The sequence below is a fragment of the Actinosynnema sp. ALI-1.44 genome, from assembly GCF_001984155.1.
Classification (GTDB): Bacteria; Actinomycetota; Actinomycetes; order Mycobacteriales; family Pseudonocardiaceae; genus Kibdelosporangium.
In genome coordinates this window covers 25,636-42,587 of the sequence record NZ_MTQO01000030.1, presented here as the reverse complement: position 1 = coordinate 42,587, position 16,952 = coordinate 25,636, and the positions used below count along the sequence as shown (strand labels likewise).

15 protein-coding genes and 2 riboswitches are annotated in these 16,952 nt (G+C 70.0%); of the genes, 8 read left to right on the top strand and 7 right to left on the bottom strand.

The genetic code is table 11. The features are described 5' to 3' along the window. Positions 1 to 270: 270 nt before the first annotated feature. A complete protein-coding gene (gene ilvD / locus ALI144C_RS04955) occupies positions 271 to 1,935 on the top strand; it encodes a dihydroxy-acid dehydratase (protein WP_076985810.1) in 1,665 nt (554 codons plus the stop codon). Here ilvD and ALI144C_RS04950 read toward each other — a convergent pair. Then, on the bottom strand, positions 1,932 to 2,864 hold the full coding sequence (locus ALI144C_RS04950) for an SMP-30/gluconolactonase/LRE family protein (RefSeq protein WP_076985872.1): 933 nt from the start codon (positions 2,862 to 2,864) through the stop codon (positions 1,932 to 1,934). The genes ilvD and ALI144C_RS04950 overlap by 4 nt on opposite strands. A 205-nt stretch (positions 2,865 to 3,069) precedes the next feature. Between ALI144C_RS04950 and ALI144C_RS04945 the strand changes: the two genes are divergently transcribed. From ALI144C_RS04945 to ALI144C_RS04935, 3 genes are read left to right on the top strand one after another with little or no spacing between them, the layout of a single operon-like run. Beyond that, positions 3,070 to 3,750: a response regulator transcription factor gene (locus ALI144C_RS04945; protein WP_083752722.1), complete on the top strand. Its 681-nt coding sequence runs from the start codon at positions 3,070 to 3,072 to the stop codon at positions 3,748 to 3,750. Further along, a complete protein-coding gene (locus ALI144C_RS04940) occupies positions 3,747 to 4,727 on the top strand; it encodes a sensor histidine kinase (protein ID WP_076985809.1) in 981 nt (326 codons plus the stop codon). The genes ALI144C_RS04945 and ALI144C_RS04940 overlap by 4 nt, the downstream gene beginning before the upstream one ends. 58 nt (positions 4,728 to 4,785) lie before the next feature. Further along, positions 4,786 to 6,291 carry a DUF4153 domain-containing protein gene (locus ALI144C_RS04935; protein ID WP_237773988.1) on the top strand — a complete coding sequence of 502 codons (1,506 nt, stop codon included), beginning with the start codon at positions 4,786 to 4,788 and terminating at the stop codon, positions 6,289 to 6,291. 7 nt (positions 6,292 to 6,298) lie between these two features. Here the strand turns inward: ALI144C_RS04935 and ALI144C_RS04930 are convergent, their stop codons facing one another. Next, on the bottom strand, positions 6,299 to 6,754 hold the full coding sequence (locus ALI144C_RS04930; protein WP_076985808.1) for a hypothetical protein: 456 nt from the start codon (positions 6,752 to 6,754) through the stop codon (positions 6,299 to 6,301). 12 nt (positions 6,755 to 6,766) lie between these two features. Next, entirely contained in the window at positions 6,767 to 7,939 is a 1,173-nt protein-coding gene (locus ALI144C_RS04925; RefSeq protein WP_076985807.1) for a PA2928 family protein, read from the bottom strand. Between the two features lie 89 nt (positions 7,940 to 8,028). Here ALI144C_RS04925 and ALI144C_RS55275 point away from each other — a divergent pair, with 89 nt between their 5' ends. Together ALI144C_RS55275 and ALI144C_RS04915 are read left to right on the top strand one after the other, a co-directional pair. Then, entirely contained in the window at positions 8,029 to 9,672 is a 1,644-nt protein-coding gene (locus tag ALI144C_RS55275) for a tetratricopeptide repeat protein (protein ID WP_168211168.1), read from the top strand. Then, complete coding sequence (locus tag ALI144C_RS04915; RefSeq protein WP_076985805.1) at positions 9,666 to 10,739, top strand: CHAT domain-containing protein; 1,074 nt, start codon at positions 9,666 to 9,668, stop codon at positions 10,737 to 10,739. Before ALI144C_RS55275 ends, ALI144C_RS04915 begins: the two co-directional genes overlap by 7 nt. A 116-nt stretch (positions 10,740 to 10,855) precedes the next feature. Here the strand turns inward: ALI144C_RS04915 and ALI144C_RS04910 are convergent, their stop codons facing one another. Genes ALI144C_RS04910 through glyA form a run of 3 tightly spaced genes read right to left on the bottom strand, consistent with a single transcriptional unit; the run spans position 10,856 to position 14,218 of the window. Beyond that, a complete protein-coding gene (locus ALI144C_RS04910) occupies positions 10,856 to 11,584 on the bottom strand; it encodes a FadR/GntR family transcriptional regulator (RefSeq protein ID WP_076985804.1) in 729 nt (242 codons plus the stop codon). Positions 11,585 to 11,606: 22 nt separating this feature from the next. Then, positions 11,607 to 12,980: an L-serine ammonia-lyase gene (locus ALI144C_RS04905; protein ID WP_076985803.1), complete on the bottom strand. Its 1,374-nt coding sequence runs from the start codon at positions 12,978 to 12,980 to the stop codon at positions 11,607 to 11,609. Beyond that, complete coding sequence (gene glyA, locus ALI144C_RS04900; protein ID WP_076985802.1) at positions 12,977 to 14,218, bottom strand: serine hydroxymethyltransferase; 1,242 nt, start codon at positions 14,216 to 14,218, stop codon at positions 12,977 to 12,979. Before glyA ends, ALI144C_RS04905 begins: the two co-directional genes overlap by 4 nt. Positions 14,219 to 14,246: 28 nt before the next feature. Continuing rightward, positions 14,247 to 14,339, bottom strand: a riboswitch (glycine riboswitch). Next, positions 14,340 to 14,437, bottom strand: a riboswitch (glycine riboswitch). A 127-nt stretch (positions 14,438 to 14,564) separates the two neighbouring features. On the opposite strand from glyA, the gene ALI144C_RS04895 reads away from it, so the two are divergent. Both ALI144C_RS04895 and ALI144C_RS04890 read left to right on the top strand, forming a co-directional pair. After that, positions 14,565 to 15,827, top strand: a complete 1,263-nt coding sequence (locus ALI144C_RS04895; protein WP_076985801.1) for a sensor histidine kinase — start codon at positions 14,565 to 14,567, stop codon at positions 15,825 to 15,827. Next, positions 15,824 to 16,480 carry a response regulator gene (locus ALI144C_RS04890; protein WP_076985800.1) on the top strand — a complete coding sequence of 219 codons (657 nt, stop codon included), beginning with the start codon at positions 15,824 to 15,826 and terminating at the stop codon, positions 16,478 to 16,480. The genes ALI144C_RS04895 and ALI144C_RS04890 overlap by 4 nt, the downstream gene beginning before the upstream one ends. Here ALI144C_RS04890 and ALI144C_RS04885 read toward each other — a convergent pair. Continuing rightward, positions 16,461 to 16,859, bottom strand: coding sequence for a winged helix-turn-helix transcriptional regulator (locus ALI144C_RS04885; RefSeq protein WP_076985799.1), 399 nt, complete (start codon positions 16,857 to 16,859; stop codon positions 16,461 to 16,463). The genes ALI144C_RS04890 and ALI144C_RS04885 overlap by 20 nt on opposite strands. Between the last annotated feature and the right edge of the window lie 93 nt (positions 16,860 to 16,952).

Sequence of the window (16,952 nt, the reverse complement as noted above, 5' to 3'; positions counted from 1 at the left end):
GGCCCAGTGCCTGTCGGCGGACCAGCCGAGAAACCGCCGTCCACCGTGGACGGTGCCAGCCGAGTCGAACCGCTCGCCGCGCACCACCGCGGACATGGCGGACAAGTTCTCACTGTTGCGCAACGCGGGCTTCAGCGGGGTGGTTCCTGAGGTCGCCGCCGGAAGGCCGGAATACAGGTTGTCTTTGGCTTTTCGGCGGTGGCGTCAGGGACCGCATCCGGCCCGGCTATCGCGGGCGGGGGCGTCGATGTAGGCACTAGGCTCGCCCGTATGGATCTCAAACCGCGTAGCCGCGATGTCACCGACGGGTTGGAACGGGCGGCGGCCCGGGGCATGCTCCGGGCGGTCGGGATGGGCGACGAGGACTTCGCCAAGCCGCAGATCGGCGTCGCGTCCTCGTGGAACGAGATCACACCGTGCAACCTGTCGTTGCAGCGCCTCGCGCAGGCGAGCAAGCAGGGGGTGCACGCCGCGGGCGGGTTCCCGATGGAGTTCGGCACCATCTCGGTGTCCGACGGCATCTCCATGGGCCACGAGGGGATGCACTTCTCGCTGGTGTCCCGTGAGGTGATCGCGGACTCCGTGGAGACCGTCATGCAGGCCGAACGGCTCGACGGCGCGATACTGCTGGCCGGGTGCGACAAGAGCCTGCCGGGCATGCTGATGGCGGCCGCGCGGCTGGACGTCGCCGCGGTCTTCCTGTACGCGGGGTCGATCCTGCCGGGCACTGTGGACGGTCGCGAGGTCACGATCATCGACGCGTTCGAGGCCGTCGGGGCGTGCGCGCGTGGCCTGATCTCCCGTGAAGAGGTCGACAAGATCGAACGCGCGATCTGCCCGGGAGAAGGCGCGTGCGGCGGCATGTACACCGCGAACACGATGGCCTGCGCGGCGGAGGCGCTGGGCATGTCGCTGCCCGGTTCGGCCAGCCCACCGTCGGTCGACCGGCGACGGGACACGTTCGCGCGCGCCAGCGGTGAGGCCGTGGTCGGGATGCTGGCCAAGGGCATCACCGCGCGCCAGATCCTGACGCGGGAGGCGTTCGAGAACGCGATCGCGGTCGTCATGGCGCTGGGTGGTTCGACCAACGCCGTGCTGCACCTGCTCGCGATCGCGCACGAGGCCGAGGTGGAGTTGACGCTGGACGACTTCACCAGGATCGGCGACCGCGTGCCGCACCTGGCGGACGTGAAACCGTTCGGGCGGCACGTGATGACCGCGGTCGACCGGGTCGGCGGCGTTCCAGTGGTGATGAAGGCGTTGCTCGACGCGGGTTTGCTCAACGGCGACTGTCTCACTGTGACAGGGAAGACGTTGCGGGAAAACCTGGACGAGCTGGCACCGCCGGAGTTGGACGGCGAGGTGGTGCGCAAGCTCGCCAACCCGATCCACCCCACCGGCGGGCTGACGATCCTGCACGGCAGCCTGGCGCCGGAAGGCGCGGTGGTGAAGAGCGCGGGCTTCGACTCGTCCCGTTTCGAAGGCACGGCACGGGTTTTCGACGGTGAGAAGGCCGCGATGGACGCGCTGCCCACGTTGAAGCCGAACGACGTGGTGGTGATCCGCTACGAGGGGCCGCGCGGCGGGCCGGGGATGCGGGAGATGCTGGCGGTCACGGGCGCGATCAAGGGCGCGGGTCTCGGCAAGGAAGTCCTGCTGCTGACCGACGGCCGGTTCTCCGGCGGCACGACCGGCCTGTGCATCGGGCACGTCGCGCCGGAGGCCGCGCACGGCGGGCCGATCGCGTTCGTGCGTGACGGCGACCCGATCGTGCTGGACATGGAAGCGCGGACCTTGGACCTCGCGATCCCGTCCGAGGAGTTGGAGCAGCGCGAACAGGGCTGGACAGCGCCCGAGCCGACGAGGCGCACCGGCGTTCTGGCCAAGTACGCGCGCCTCGTCGGCTCCGCGGCTCAGGGAGCCATCTGCTCTTAGGGCCGTGGGATCGCGACCGCGTTGTACGGGGTGTCCGGCGTCGGTGGCGTGGTGAAGCGGGCGTTCGGCAGGTAGAGGCGCCTGCCGAACGACGCCACCGTGGTCGGGACGTCGAACCGCGGGTCGGTGACCTTGGTGACCAGCTTGCCGGTGGTCCCGGACCTGTTCAGCCGGAACACGGCGACGGTGTTCAGCCGGTTCTGCACCACGTACAGCGTGCTGCCGAGCACGAGCAGGCCGTCGCCGTTGGTGAGCACCTCGCCGCCGAGCGCGACTTCCTTGGTCACACCGGTGGCCGGGTCGACCCGGAACAGCTTGCCGGTGTTGGTCTGCACGATCAGCAACGCCCGCCCGTCCGGGGTTTCGGCGATCCCGTTGGCGTTGGTCGCGCCGGGAGTCAGGGCGAAGTCGCCGGTCAGCGGCAACGGCGTGAAGGTGTCGGGCAGTTTGCCGTGCCGCCCGAACGGGACTTTGTACAGCACAGCCTTGCGGGAGTCGGTGTAGTACGCGGCCCGGTCGGTGACGACCACGTCGTTGACGAACGTGTCGGTGTCGGCGAACTTGTAGCTCTTGAGCACCGCGCCCGAGCGGGCGTCGACGACCCGCGCGTCACCGGCTGTGCCGCCGGAGACGAAGACCCGCTCGCGCTCGTCGATCTTGAGACCGACCGACGGGGTGCCGGGGCCTTTCGAGAACACCTCACCCTTGCCGGTCCGCAGGTCGACGCGGAAAAGCGAACCGTCGGCCCGTGAGCCGAAGTACGCCGTCGGCGCGTCGCCGACGGCGATGCCCTCCGGCAGGAAACCGTTCGGCAGGGCGAACTCGGCCGGGAACCGCCCGGACGAGCCCGGCTCGGCGGCCGCCGCAACCGGCGCGACCAGGGTGACCCCCAGCACTGCCACGGCCAGCACGCCAAGTCTTCGGTACATGCTCACTCCTAACGCTCGCAGGGGGAAGACCTGCCGATCCTTACGCAGGAACCGGACAGAAGGTTCAATCGACAGCAGACCGACAGTGTTGATTGTCCTCGCTCCGCTCGGACGGGCATTGTCGCCAATGCCAGGCCCCGGATATCCACAGGACCTTCACATATCTCGCGGGAGCTCTCCATACGCCGCGCATAGAGTCGGGCCCATGCGGGAGGGGCAACGGCGGGTCCTGGTCGTCGAGGACGAACTGACGATCGCCGAGTCGGTGGCCGCGCGGCTGCGCGCGGAGGGGTTCGAGGTCGAGCTGGCCCACGACGGGCCGTCGGCGGTGGAGAAGGCCGGGCAGACCGTGCCCGACCTGATCGTGCTCGATCTGATGCTGCCAGGCTTCGACGGCCTGGAAGTGTGCCGTCGGGTGCAGGCGCACCGCCCTGTGCCTGTGCTGATGTTGACGGCGCGAGACGACGAGACCGATCTGCTGGTCGGTCTCGCCGTCGGCGCCGACGACTACATGACCAAACCGTTCTCGATCCGGGAGCTCGCGGCACGGGTGCACGCCCTGCTGCGGCGCGCGGAACGCAACCAGCAGGCCGGGTCCACGATCGTGCTCGGCGACCTGGAGATCGACCCGGTCGAGCGCCGGGTGCAGCGGGCCGGGGAACCCGCGCACCTGACGCCGACCGAGTTCGAACTGCTCGTGCACCTGGCGGGCCGTCCGCGTGCGGTCGTGCCGCGTGAGCGTCTGCTCAGCGAGGTGTGGGGCTGGTCGGACTCCGCGGGGACGCGGACGGTCGACAGCCACATCAAGGCGCTGCGCCGCAAGCTCGGCGCGGACCTGATCCGGACCGTGCACGGCGTCGGCTACGCGCTGGAGGCGCCTCGATGAAGGGTCTGCCGAGGCCGCTCGACCCGATCCGGTCGATCAAGCTGAAGATCGGCCTGCTGGTGGCGGGCGCGGGGGCGACCGCGTTGACGTACTTCTGGCTCCGGCTCGGCTGGTTGCCGACGTACACGTCGCTCATCGCGATCACCATCGGCGTGATCACCTCGCAGTTCCTCGCGCACGGCATGACACGGCCGTTGCGTGAGATGACGGCCGCGGCCAAGGGGATGGCCCGTGGCGACTACACGCGCCGGGTGCGTGCCACGTCCCGGGACGAGGTCGGTGAGCTCGCGCGGGCGTTCAACACGATGGCGGCCGACCTGGCCACGGCCGACCAGCAGCGCCGTGAGCTGATCGCGAACGTCTCGCACGAGCTGCGGACGCCGATCTCGGCGCTGCGCGCGGTGCTGGAGAACGTCGTCGACGGCGTCGCCGAGCCGGACCCCGCGACGCTGCGGACCGCGCTGTCGCAGACCGAACGCCTGGGGCGCCTGGTTTCCGAACTGCTCGACCTGTCGCGTGTGGACGCCGGGGTGAGCCCGCTGCACCGCGAGTACTTCGAGCTCTCGCCGATGCTCGACGAGGTCGTCGCCGAGGTCTCGGTGGCCGGCCGCGAGGCTCGGTTCGTCCTGGATGTCCGGCCGGGCAAGGTGTTCGCCGACCGCGCCCGGTTGCACCAGGTGATGTGGAACCTGGTGGACAACGCCGTGCGGCACGGGCCGCAGGGCGGAGACGTGGTCGTGGTGTCCCGCCCGGTCGGCGACGGCGGCGCGGTCGTCGAGGTCCGCGACCAGGGCCCGGGCATCGCGCCCGCCGATCGCGAGCGCGTGTTCGAGCGGTTCACCCGAGGGGAGAGAGCGGGCGGTGGCACCGGACTGGGGCTGGCCATCGCCCGCTGGGTGATCGACCTGCACGGCGGCGAGATCTCGGTCGTCGACCCAGCCGGAATCCGCGTCGTCCTGCCTGGTCAGCCTTCGTGAGAGTTTCGGCCGGTTAGAACCGGCCGGAACACTCACGAGTCATCACCTGGAGGAACCCATGAATGATCGATCAGCAACCGCGTCGGCCCTGCCGCCCGCACCGCCGGTGCTCAACCAGCCACTCCTGCCGTCCACCACCTATCCCACGGTCATGCACTGGGAAAGACCCGAGAAACCGGCGCCGCCGCGGACACTGCTCGCCATCGGGATCGCTGGTACCGCCGGCGCGGTCGCCTTACCCGAGACCACGTCCGGCATCGGCTACGTGATCGTGGCCATCGCGTGTGCCGCGGCGGCGTGGATGGTGATGCGGCGCCCGGCGCCCGGGACGCTCGCGTGGGGTGGGCTTTCGCTGGCACTGATCGGCATCACGCCGTTCCGGGACGCGGACTGGTTGTTCTACCTGTGTCTGCTCGGATCGCTCGCGGCGGCGTCACTCGCGCTCGCGGGCGGCAGGTCTCTGGCGGGCATCTTCCTCGGCTCGGTCACGGTGACGTTCGCCAGCATGCTTGCCGTGCCGTGGGTGCTTCGCGGCCTGAAGGCGTTGCGCGACAACGGCAAATCGCACAGGAAGGTCCGAGTCGCCAAGCCGGTGCTGCTCAGCGCCGCGCTGCTGGTCGTCTTCGTCCCGCTGCTCGCCAGCGCCGACGCCGCGTTCGCGGACCTGCTCGGCAGCATCACGCCCGACGTGGACGGCGACTTCACGGTCCGCTGGTTCCTGCTGTTCGTCCTCGTCGCGATCGGGATGGCCGGGGCGAGCCTGGTGATCGCGTCGGGACCGGAACTGCCGGACGAGCCACGCAAGCCGTCCCGTCTGTCCATCATGGAATGGGCGATGCCGGTCGGCATCCTGGTCCTGCTGTTCACCGCCTTCGCCGCGGTCCAGTTCACGGTGCTGTTCGGCGGAGCCGACTACGTGCTGCACACCGCCGACGTGACATCGGCCCAGTACGCCCGTGGCGGTTTCTGGCAACTGGTCGCCGTGACCGTGCTGACGCTGGGTGTCGTGGCTGCCGCGGCCCGGTGGGCGCCGCGGCGGACGTCGGCGGAGCGGACGTGGCTGCGCGGCCTGCTCGGGTCGTTGTCCTTGCTGGTGCTGGTGATCGTCGCCTCCGCGTTGAGCCGGATGTGGACATACCAGCAGGCGTACGGCTTCACCGTGCTGCGCCTGTCGGTCGAGGCCTTCGAGCTGTGGCTGGGTTTGCTGTACGTGCTGGTCCTCGTGGCCGGTGTCCGGCTGGAGGCCCGGTGGCTGCCGCGGGCGATCGTCGGCTCCGGCCTCGCCGGGTTGTTCCTGTTCGCCTTGGTCAACCCGGAACGCGTGGTCGCCGAGCACAACGTCGACCGGTACGAGCAGACGAAGAAGGTCGACGTGGACTATTTGTCCAGGCTGTCCGCGGACGCCGTGCCTGTCCTGCTGCGGCTGCCGGTCGAACACCGGTGTGCGATGACCGGCGCGCTCGAGCGGCTCGACGACAGGTCGTGGCAGAGCTGGAACCTCAGCCGCGCCACGGCGTTGCCCCGCGTCACGGGCCTTCGGGCCGAGTGCTCGACACGCTATTGAGCCCCGGTCAGCACACTCGCCAGGAGTTCAAGCCCCAGTCTCTGATCGTCTGCCTACCCTCGTGGTCGGCCAGCAGGATGAACTGCATGCCGAGCGGGTTGCTGTCGAGGACGATCTCCTGGTGTGAACTGAAGTCGGCGTCGAGCACCGAGCAGTACTCCTGGACGTCGGCCTCACCCTGGACCAGGTCCGTCCGCTGGGCCGGGGTCAGTCCGATGTGGACCCGCATGATCGCGGCCTCGCAACTGGACGTGCGCGTCCTGGTCTGGAACTTCTCCAGCGCGGCGCCGGACAGGAGATGGCACGCTGTCGGGGCATCGCCCGCTCCGACAGCGCGGAAGAACTGGTACACGGTGGCGCCACTGGCCCTGAGGTTGGCCGAGCAGGACTGGAACATCAGGAACACCGACGAGATGATCACCGCGGCGACGGCGACGCGGATGAGGAACTGCCGCACCTTCACGACGTGTCCTTTCTAGCCGGGGTTGCCGAAGTAGTCGGTGCTGCCGACCGCGACCCAGGTGGCACGGCCGTCCGGGCTGATCACCACCAGGCCTTCGCCCGCCGTGTCGCCTGGGGCCCGGACGTAGATCAGCGTGCGGTTTCCCGGGCTGGTCAGTGCGCGGGCCGTACCGGTGCCGGTCGGCAAGGTCGCGGTGACCTTCCCGGTCCGCAGTGACACCACGCTGAGCGCGCGGTCCCTCGAGTTGACGTCACGGTTGTGGTGCACGACAACGAGTCCGGCGCCCGCGCCCGCCGCGGTGGTGGACCGGCGGCCGGTCGGGAAGTCCTCCGGTTCGGCCTCGCCGGGCGGCGGCGTGAGGGGGATCTGCGCCTCGTGGAAGACCGCGTCTCCCACTGGTGTACCGCCGCCACCGGTGCGGCGCACCAGGCTCAGGCCTGGGGCGTTGCCTCGCGGCTGCAGTCGCACGGCGTCCCCGCCGGGCAGCAGCCCCTCGGTGCCGGAGGAGCTGCTGGTCGCGCCGATGGGACGCTTGGCACTCAGCTTGCCCGCCCACGCGGTCACCACCTCCGGCGACGCGGGGACGGCGCTGATGGCGTCCAGTGCGATGGTCCGCAGGCCGCCGTCGGCGTCCATGGCCACGACGGCCTTGGCCGACGCGTCGTACCCGTAGGCGCCGCGGGAGGTCACCGGCCGGGGCAGGCCCTGGATGCCGTGGTCACGGGCCAGGATCTCACCGGTGGTCAGGTCGAGGATCACCAGACCGTCATCGGTGACGACGTAGGTGTTCCACGAGCCCGACGCCAGCACCCTGGCCTGCCAGCTCAGCTTGTCCGCGAGCGGCACGTCCCACAGCGCGTGTCCGGTGTCCAGCTCGGTGGCGGCCAGCCGCACCTGGAACATGTCCTGCGTGATCATCTGGTACATGCCCCTTTTGCCGCTGCGCTGGTACGGCAGCAGCGCGATCTCCTTGCCGGACACCGCGGCGAACCCGGCGCCGGGCTGCAACGTCACGTCCGGCTCCGGCGTGACCAGGTAGGAGAACCCGAAGAGCATGAACCCGACTATCACGACCGGGACCAGGGCGAAGAACCGGGCACGTCGAAACCTGACGCGGCGCTCGCGTCGCACCTCATAAGGCCCAGGGGGCGCCCACACGTACCCGGACTGGCTGGTGTCGTTCATCGGAGCCTCTCCTCTCGTCATGGGAGAAGCCTCGAACGCAGGCAGCTACTACCGATCACAACTTTGCGGTCGCCGCCTACGATATGACCATGACAACGCCAGCGGGGCCGAGCTGGCAGCGATGGAGACAACTGCACAACGAGGGTGCGCAGCTGGCCGCCGAAGGCGACTGGGAAGCGGCCGCCCCGCGGATACGCGAGGCGTACGAACTGACCTTGGCCGCGTCCGGCGATCCCGAGGCACTGGCCCGGCGTGCGCAGACGTTGATCAACCTCGCCGGACTCACCGACGGCGACGAGGCCATCGCACTGGTCACCACCGCGATCGACCTGACCCACGAGTGCGAGGCGCTGGTGGGCGACGAGTTCGGCACCGTGTCCTTGCGCGCGACGCTGTTCGCCACCCGCGCGCAGATCGTCCTGAACACCGGAGCCTGGCAGGAGCCACTGGCCGACCTGCGGCGGTCACTGGACATCGAACCGGCCAACGAGACCGCGCAACCCGTGCTCGGCAACGTGATCACCTGGCACATCCAGTTGGCACAAGCGTTGCGCCACAACGCCGATTTCGCCACGGCCCGGCAGGTGCTGGACACCGGGCTCGTCGCCGTCACCTGGTTCCCGCTCCCCCAGGAGGCAGGCCTTGCCGCGTTGCTCAGCACCCGCGCCGACGTGCTGGCCACCGCGGGTGACTACGCCGAGGCCGCCGCCGACGCGGACCGGGCCATGGCGCTGGCGAGCCAGGCGGCTCCGCACCTCATCCCGAACATCCACAAGGCGCTGGCCGAGATCGCCGACGGCACCGGCGACCAGATCACCGCCGCCGAACACCTGCACCTGGCGCGGGAGTTGTTCGCCGCGATCGGCGAGCACGACGGCGAGGCCGTCGCGTTGAACAGCCTCGGCAGGCTCGCTCACCTGGCAGGCCGGGACGACGAGGCGGTGGCGCACTACACCGCGGCGGCGCGGCTGGGCACCGACCCGTGGCACCAGGTAGCCAGCCGATTCGGCCTCGCGGCCGCCGCGGTCACGCAGTCCCGCCCGCAGGAAGCGCTGCGGTTGCTCGACGAGGTGCCGGTGGATTCGCCCCGCATCCACGCGGGCGTGTTGTCGGTGCGCGGCAACGCCTACGAGGCGATGGGCGAGTTCGCCGATGCCGACGAGTGCTTCGACCAGGCGCGGGCGCTGTGCGTGGACAACGGCCTGTGGCACCTGGCGCTGAACCTGGACTGGTGGCGGGCGGACGCGTTGCACCGCCGCGTCCTGCACGGCCTGCCGCAGCCGGAGCTGGGTGCTCGGGCGCTGGACCTCGCTCTGCCCGCGGCACTGGCGGCCGAGGCCGCCCGCAGGCGGTTCCGGGCAGGCCCGCTGCGTGAACGCTGGATCGCGCTGGCGGCGGCTCCGGCGACCAAAGCCGCTCTCGTCGCCATCGGTGCCACCCTGGACGTGCCACTCGCGGCTGCCTACCTCGACCACCTGGCGGCCACGGTGTCCCTGCCGGGTCAGTCCGTCGAACCGGCCGGGCCCACCGACCTGCTGTCGCTACCGGCGCCAGACGATCTGGCGCTCGCCGCCACGGGCGAAGGCGAGCCGCTGCCAACGCCCGAACTGCTTGTACCGCCACGAGTCCGGGCGGATCTCGCGGTGCCGTCGGCACTGGAACCGTGGTTGGACCTCGCCGAGCAGCGCTACGGCATCCAAGTGCGTTCGGCGGAGGTGGTGCGCTCGTGGTGACCGTCCAGGTGACGTACGTCGACGCGGGCGACCTGTATGTGAGCTGGCGCTGGGAACACGACCCGGACAACCCCCGGGTGCTGATCCTGCCGCGAGACCGAGTCGCCCCACCGCTGGCGGCACTGGCCGACGCGCTGCCGACGCCGCACCCTGGCGAGTCCATCCACCAGGCGTTGACCAGGGCGCTCACCGGCGGCGCCCTGACCGACCGGGACCGCGAGTGCGCGCTGTCCACCAGCCTCGCCGCCGCGCTGATCCCCGCGCAGCTGGCCAGGGAGTTGGACGCGGTGATCCTCGCCGGGGACCAGCTGCACGTACGCATCCAGCCGTCCCCCTCCACCACGCAGGTTCCGTGGGAGGCGCTGCGGGTCGATGAGGCGGAACGGTTCGTGCACAACGCGAAGCTGTCCATCCTGACCCCGGCCACCGTCCGCAACGCCCGCGCCCGCCGGGTGTCGCCCAACACCGGTCCGGTGGCCGCGGCGGTCGACCCGCCCACCCCGCTCGGCCGCGTCCTCACCGAGGTTCCGCAGGCCCTGGCGGCGTTAGACGTCCTCGACCGGGAAACCCTGCGTCCTGCACTGGCCGAGGCGGGCCGGTTCCTCTACGTCGGCCACGTGACCACCGCCGCGCACGCTCTCGACGCCCGCCTGCACCTGGCGCAGGGCCCGCTCACCGCCGCCGACCTGCTGGGCTGGCGCATCCCCAATCGCGCTGCCCTGATCGCGTGCGAAAGCGGCGGTGACCACCGCTACGCCGAACCCTCCGGCCTGGTCGCCGCCCTGGTGCACGGCGGAGCGGAGTACGTCATGGCCACCCGCTGGGTCCTGCCCACCGACGCGGGCCTGACCGCGCTGATGCCGGGCTTCCACGCCCCGGCCGGAGGGACGCTGGCCGGGGCGGTGCTGGCCGTACACGACGCACAGCAGCAGGAAGATCCCGTCGCGGCGCTCAACGACTGGCAGCGTGCGCAGGCCGATCACTGGGAGAGCACCGGGGCCCCGGAGTCGACCCCGTTGGTGTGGGCGGCATTCGGCGTCGCGTACGCGCCCGCACCGCCCGGATAGGCTCGGCACGCAACGAATGCCACCTTGGTTGCGTTTTTCGCAACGAAGGCCACATTGGTTGCCAACAGCGCAACGAAGGCCACATTGGTTGCACCGAGGTCGGTGCTGGGGAAACGTCAGGAAAGGAATCCGCGCAGCAAGGACGCTGTTCCGTCGAGGTGCTCGGCCATCGCGTCGCGCGCACCAGCCGTGTCCCCGGCAAGGATTCGGTCGACGATCGCGGCGTGCTGGACCGCGGAGTGATCGATGTTGGTGTGCAGCAACGGGATCGCGTCGAGCAGCTCGTTCAGCCGGACCCGCACGTCGGCCACGGCGGACGTCAGCGTCGGTGACGCCGCGACCTCCGCGATCGCCAGGTGCAGCCGCGAGTCCTTGCGCCGGTACTCCGACAGGTCGTCGGTCCTGGACTCCACCAACTGGTTGCGCAGGTACACGCGGTCGGTGTCGGTCAGGGAACGAGCCGCCGCGGCCTCCGCCGCGCCCATCTCGAGGACCCTGCGCATGGTCAGCACGTCCTCGATGTCGCCAGGCGACACCTGGCGGCCCGCCGGTTTGGCGGCCGGGAGCGTGTCGTTGACGAACGTGCCGCCGTACCGGCCGCGTTTGGACTCGACGTACCCAGCTTCCTGCAGCGCCCGGATCGCCTCGCGCAGGGTGACCCGGCTGATGTTCAGCCGGGTCGCCAGGTCCCGTTCCGCGGGCAGCCGCTCACCCGGCCCGGCGACACCGAGCCGGATGGCCTGCAGCAGGCGCTCGACCGTCTCCTCGAACGCGTTGCCGGTCCGGACCGGCCGGAACAGCGCGTCGTCCGCGCTGGCCAGCGTCGATGCGTCCGGGTCGGTCATGGGACGAGTGTAGTGGCCGTCATCAGCACTCGATCACGTTCAGCGCCAGGCCGCCGCGCGCGGTCTCCTTGTACTTGGTGCTCATGTCCGCACCGGTCTCGCGCATCGTCTTGATCGCCTTGTCCAGCGGGACGATGTGCGAACCGTCGCCACGCAGCGCGATCCGCGCCGCGTGCACGGCCTTGGTCGAGCCGACGGCGTTGCGCTCGATGCACGGGATCTGCACGAGCCCGCCCACCGGGTCGCACGTCAGGCCGAGGTGGTGTTCCAGGCCGATCTCGGCGGCGTTCTCGACCTGCAGCGGCGTACCGCCCAGCACCTCGGCCAGCCCGGCGGCCGCCATCGCGCAGGCCGAGCCGACCTCGCCCTGGCAGCCGACCTCCGCACCGGAGATCGAGCCGGTCTCCTTGAGGATCACGCCGATCGCGCCTGCGGTGAGCAGGAACCGCACCACGCCCGCGTCGTCGGCGCCCGGCACGAACCGCTCGTAGTAGTGCAGCACGGCCGGGATGATGCCCGCGGCACCGTTGGTCGGCGCGGTCACCACACGCCCGCCGGACGCGTTCTCCTCGTTGACCGCGAGCGCGAACAGGCTGATCCAGTCCATCGCGTGCAACGGGTCCTGCGTGCCGTCCTCGTGGATCAGCTTGTCGTGCAATGCTTTCGCGCGCCTGGGCACCTTCAGCCCGCCGGGCAGCGCGCCTTCCTGCGTGCACCCCTTGCGGACGCACTCCCGCATCACGTCCCAGATCTTCAGCAGTCCGGCCGTGATCTCTTCCTCGGTACGCCACGACAGCTCGTTGGCCAACATCACCTGGCTGATCGGCGACCCGGTCGCCGCGCAGTGCTCCAGCAGTTCGGCGCCGGTGCGGAACGGGTGGCGCACCTCGGTCGTGTCCGGCACGATCCGCAGTTCGCCGGTGGTTTCGGCGTCGACGACGAACCCGCCGCCGACCGAGTAGTAGGTGTGCGCGGCGATCTCCTCGCCCCGCCCGTCCAACGCGGCGAACTTCATCCCGTTCGGGTGCGCGGGCAGCGACTTGCGCCGGTGCATCACCAGATCGGCGTCCTCGTCGAACGTGATCTCCTTGCGCCCGAGCAGGTTCAGCCTGCGCCGGTCGCGGATGGCCGCGACCCGCTCGTCCACCGAGTCGGTGTCGATGTCCTCGGGGCGTTCACCCTCCAGCCCGAGCATGACCGCCTTCGGGCTGCCGTGGCCGTGGCCGGTCGCGCCGAGCGATCCGAACAGCTCGGCGCGGACGGTCTCGGTCCGTTCGATCAGACCGTGCTCAGCCAACCCCGCGGCGAACGTGCGAGCCGCACGCATCGGGCCGACCGTGTGGGAGCTGGACGGCCCGATCCCGATGCTGAACAGGTCGAAAACGCTGATGGTCATGACAAGCCAGGGTAGAGCGGGTGTTTGCCTGCGAGCGCGTCGACGCGGGACCGTGCCGCGTCGAGATCGGCTCCTGGTCGGAGTACCTCCGCGATCACGTCGGAGACCTCGGTGAACTCCGCCTCGCCGAACCCCCGGGTGGCCAGCGCCGCGGTCCCGATCCGCAGGCCGGACGTGACCATCGGCGGGCGCGGGTCGAACGGCACGGCGTTGCGGTTGACGGTGATCCCCACGCTGTGCAGCAGGTCCTCGGCCTGCTGACCGTCCAGTGCGGACTCACGCAGGTCGACGAGCACGAGGTGCACGTCAGTGCCGCCGGTGAGCACGTTCAGCCCGGCGTCGAGCAGCCGCGCGGCCAGGATCCGCGCCCCGTCGAGGGTGCGCTCCTGGCGCTCCTTGAACTCGGCGCCCGCCGCGATCTTGAACGCGACCGCCTTGGCCGCGATGACGTGCTCGAGCGGACCGCCCTGCTGACCGGGGAACACCGACGAGTTGATCTTCTTGGCCAGGTCCTTGGTGCTGAGGATGACGCCGCCGCGCGGGCCGCCGAGCGTCTTGTGGGTCGTCGTGGTGACGATGTCGGCGAACGGCACGGGGTTCGGGTGCAGTCCGGCGGCGACGAGTCCGGCGAAGTGCGCCATGTCGACCATCAGCCGCGCGCCGGTGGCGTCGGCGATCTCCTTGAACTTCGCGAAGTCCAACTGGCGCGGGTACGCCGACCAGCCCGCGATGATCAGCTTGGGCCGGTGCTCCTTGGCCAACTGCTCGACCTCGGCCATGTCGACGAGGCCCGTGTCCTTGTCGACGTGGTAGGCGACGACGTTGTACAGCCTGCCCGAGAAGTTGATCCGCATACCGTGCGTGAGGTGCCCGCCGTGCGCGAGGTCGAGGCCGAGGATCGTATCCCCCGGTTCGAGCAACGCGAACATCGCGGCGGCGTTGGCCTGCGCGCCCGAGTGCGGCTGGACGTTGGCGTGCTCCGCGCCGAACAGGGCTTTCACCCGGTCGATGGCCAGCTGCTCGATCACGTCGACGTGTTCGCAGCCGCCGTAGTAACGGCGGCCGGGGTACCCCTCGGCGTACTTGTTGGTCAGCACCGAGCCCTGTGCCTCGAGCACGGCCTGCGGCGCGAAGTTCTCCGACGCGATCATCTCCAGGGTGCCGCGCTGGCGGGACAGCTCCGCCGCGAGCGCCCCGGCCACTTCGGGGTCTACTGTGGACAGTTCGGCGTCGAACATCCGGGAGCTCCTCCTCGTAGGTTTCGGAACTCCCCACTCTGTCCTTGCTGCCTGAGAGCTTCACCGCGTGCGCGGCTTTCACCGTTGGCGAGGCGTCGTGACGCCTTCTTTCCAGAGTTGCCTGGCCGTGGCGGTAGCTGTACCTGAGAGATTGCGGGGAGGCTTGCTCCTTCGGTGCTTCGCGGATCCGGCTGGCGAAGGCTCTCCCGCCGCGGCTCATAGCGGCTCGTATGCAGTTGTCTACGACTGTGCTCAACCTACGCTCAGACCGTAGTCCGAGTCCACCTCCAGAATGACGGACCGCAGTCTGATGCACCCTGTGACCAGGCCCGATAGCGTACAGAGCATGACCGACAAGCGACCGTTCCTCGCCCGGAAGCTGAAGCTGTGGGAACTCGTCGCGGTCGACGCGATCGCGGCGGCCGCGCTGCTGCTCGCGCACATCTCGTTCCTGGACCTGCCCGGCGACGCGAGTCAGGAACAGTTCACCGGCCCGCTCTGGTTCGGTTGGCTGATTTCCATCATCGCCACCGTGCCGATGGCTGTCCGCAGGCTGTGGCCGGGGCCGGTCCTCGCCCTGACGCTGCTCGGGTCAGCGCTGGCCACGATCTTCAACGCGACCCGTGAACCATGGGTACCCGCGGCGGCGGCGCTCTACATCATGGCCACCACCCACCGCAGACCGGTGTTGTCCCTGGTCTCCGCCCTCGGCACCGTCGTGGTCGCGGTCGCCGTCACGTCCGCGCTGACGCCCGCGCAGTTCGCCAGCCTCCCGCGCGACATCCTCATCTCCGTCGGACTGATCATGGTGGCCGTCTGGGCGGTCGGCCGTTGGATCGAGGCCCGCCGTTCGTACCTGGCCCGCTCCGCCCACCAGTTGGCCCAGTCGATGGTCAGCGACGAGCGCCTGCGCATCGCCCGCGAACTGCACGACGTGGTCGCGCACAGCATGAGCCTCATCGCGGTCAAGGCAGGCATCGCCAACCACGTCGCGGACCAGCGTCCGGAGGAAGCGCGGGACGCGCTTCGCGTCATCGAGTCGACCAGCCGCACCACGTTGATCGAGATGCGCCAGATGCTGGGGATCCTGCGCTCCTCCCCCACCTTGCCCGCTTCCCCGGGCGAACACACCACACCAGGCCCGCGCTTAGCCGGGTCCGGGGCATCGGCGGACACGGAGTTCGAGCGGGAGGACGACGACGCCCCTGGGCTGACGCCCGCGCCTGGACTCGCCGACCTGCCCGCGCTGGCTCAGCGGGCCAGGAGCGCCGGGGTCGATGTGACCATGTCCGCACTGCCTTCGCTGTCCTTGCCGTCCGGGCTGGAGCTGTCGGCGTATCGCATCGTGCAGGAGGCGCTGACGAACGTCGTCAAGCACGCGGGGGCGGTCGCGTGTTCGGTCGATGTCAGCGTGTCCGAGGGGGCGCTGCGGGTGTCGGTGGTGGATTCGGGCCGTCCGGGTCTGTCGCGGGTGCCGGGGTCCGGGCATGGTCTGATCGGGATGCGCGAACGCGTCATGATGTACGGCGGGCAGTTCTTCGCTGGGCCGTCGTCTTCCGGCGGGTTCGCCGTGTCCGCCACCCTTCCCTGTTCAGGAGTGTCGCCGTGATCCGTGTCGCCGTCGCCGACGACCAGGCGTTGCTGCGTGGCAGTTTCCGGATGCTGATCGACACCGCCGACGGCCTGGAGACCGTGGGCGAGGCCGGCAACGGCATCGAGGCGATCGACCTGGTCCGCCGGGAGCAGCCGGACGTCGTGCTGATGGACGTGCGCATGCCGGAGATGGACGGCATCGAGGCGACCAGGCAGATCTGCGCCTCGACGGACACTCGCGTGTTGATGCTCACCACGTTCGACTTGGACTCGTACGTGTACGGCGCCTTGCGCGCCGGGGCGAGCGGGTTCCTGCTCAAGGACACGCCACCGGCGGACCTGCTCACCGCGATCCGAATCATCGCGGCGGGTGAGAGCCTGCTCGCGCCCACCGTGACCCGCAGGCTGATCGCGGAGTTCACCAACCGCCCGGAACCGGCCACCAGCCCGGCGCGGGAGCTCGACGGCGTCACCGACCGGGAACGCGAGGTCCTCGCCCTGATCGCCCGCGGCCTGTCCAACACCGAGATCGCCGAGCACCTGCACGTCGGCCTGGCCACGGTCAAGACCCACGTCAGCCGTCTGCTGTCGAAGCTGCAGGCCCGTGACCGCGCCCAGCTGGTCATCGTCGCCTACGAGACGGCGCTGATCACGCCGTCGGGGAGGTGACCGGCCCGTCGAAGCGGTGGCGGGCCGCCTCGATGTGCCGCAGGTACTGCTGGGTCCAGTCGCACATGCCGTCGACCGTCTTGCGCAGGCCGTGGCCCGCGTCGGTGAGGGTGTAGTCGACCCGCGGCGGAACGGTCGGGTGCACGGTGCGCACCACCAGGCCGTTGCGCTCCAGCATGCGCAGGTTCTGGGTGAGCATCTTGTGGCTGATGCCTTCGATCTCGTCCCGGAGTTCGGTGAACCGGCGGGTGTCGTCGCCGACCGACTCGATGATCAGCAACGCCCACTTGTTGGCGATGTCGGAGAAGATCTCGCGCGCCAGCGAGTCCGCGCGAGTCAGATCCGCGTCCGGCGTGCCCTGGAACTGCTTGGTCACCATCAGGTTCCCCAGTCACTGAAAAGTGCGTTCTTCCATGTCAGCGCTCACTCTCCTACGGTTCCCGAGTAACCACAAGAGACCATTGGGAGAAGA

What these genes read in the sequence shown, in the direction of transcription:
- ilvD (WP_076985810.1), top strand. Translation starts at nt 271, where the DNA reads ATGGATCTCAAACCGCGTAGCCGCGATGTCACCGACGGGTTGGAACGG.
- ALI144C_RS04950 (WP_076985872.1), bottom strand. Translation starts at nt 2,864, where the DNA reads ATGTACCGAAGACTTGGCGTGCTGGCCGTGGCAGTGCTGGGGGTCACC.
- ALI144C_RS04945 (WP_083752722.1), top strand. Translation starts at nt 3,070, where the DNA reads ATGCGGGAGGGGCAACGGCGGGTCCTGGTCGTCGAGGACGAACTGACG.
- ALI144C_RS04940 (WP_076985809.1), top strand. Translation starts at nt 3,747, where the DNA reads ATGAAGGGTCTGCCGAGGCCGCTCGACCCGATCCGGTCGATCAAGCTG.
- ALI144C_RS04935 (WP_237773988.1), top strand. Translation starts at nt 4,786, where the DNA reads ATGAATGATCGATCAGCAACCGCGTCGGCCCTGCCGCCCGCACCGCCG.
- ALI144C_RS04925 (WP_076985807.1), bottom strand. Translation starts at nt 7,939, where the DNA reads ATGAACGACACCAGCCAGTCCGGGTACGTGTGGGCGCCCCCTGGGCCT.
- ALI144C_RS55275 (WP_168211168.1), top strand. Translation starts at nt 8,029, where the DNA reads ATGACAACGCCAGCGGGGCCGAGCTGGCAGCGATGGAGACAACTGCAC.
- ALI144C_RS04910 (WP_076985804.1), bottom strand. Translation starts at nt 11,584, where the DNA reads ATGACCGACCCGGACGCATCGACGCTGGCCAGCGCGGACGACGCGCTG.
- ALI144C_RS04905 (WP_076985803.1), bottom strand. Translation starts at nt 12,980, where the DNA reads ATGACCATCAGCGTTTTCGACCTGTTCAGCATCGGGATCGGGCCGTCC.
- glyA (WP_076985802.1), bottom strand. Translation starts at nt 14,218, where the DNA reads ATGTTCGACGCCGAACTGTCCACAGTAGACCCCGAAGTGGCCGGGGCG.
- ALI144C_RS04895 (WP_076985801.1), top strand. Translation starts at nt 14,565, where the DNA reads ATGACCGACAAGCGACCGTTCCTCGCCCGGAAGCTGAAGCTGTGGGAA.
- ALI144C_RS04885 (WP_076985799.1), bottom strand. Translation starts at nt 16,859, where the DNA reads ATGGTGACCAAGCAGTTCCAGGGCACGCCGGACGCGGATCTGACTCGC.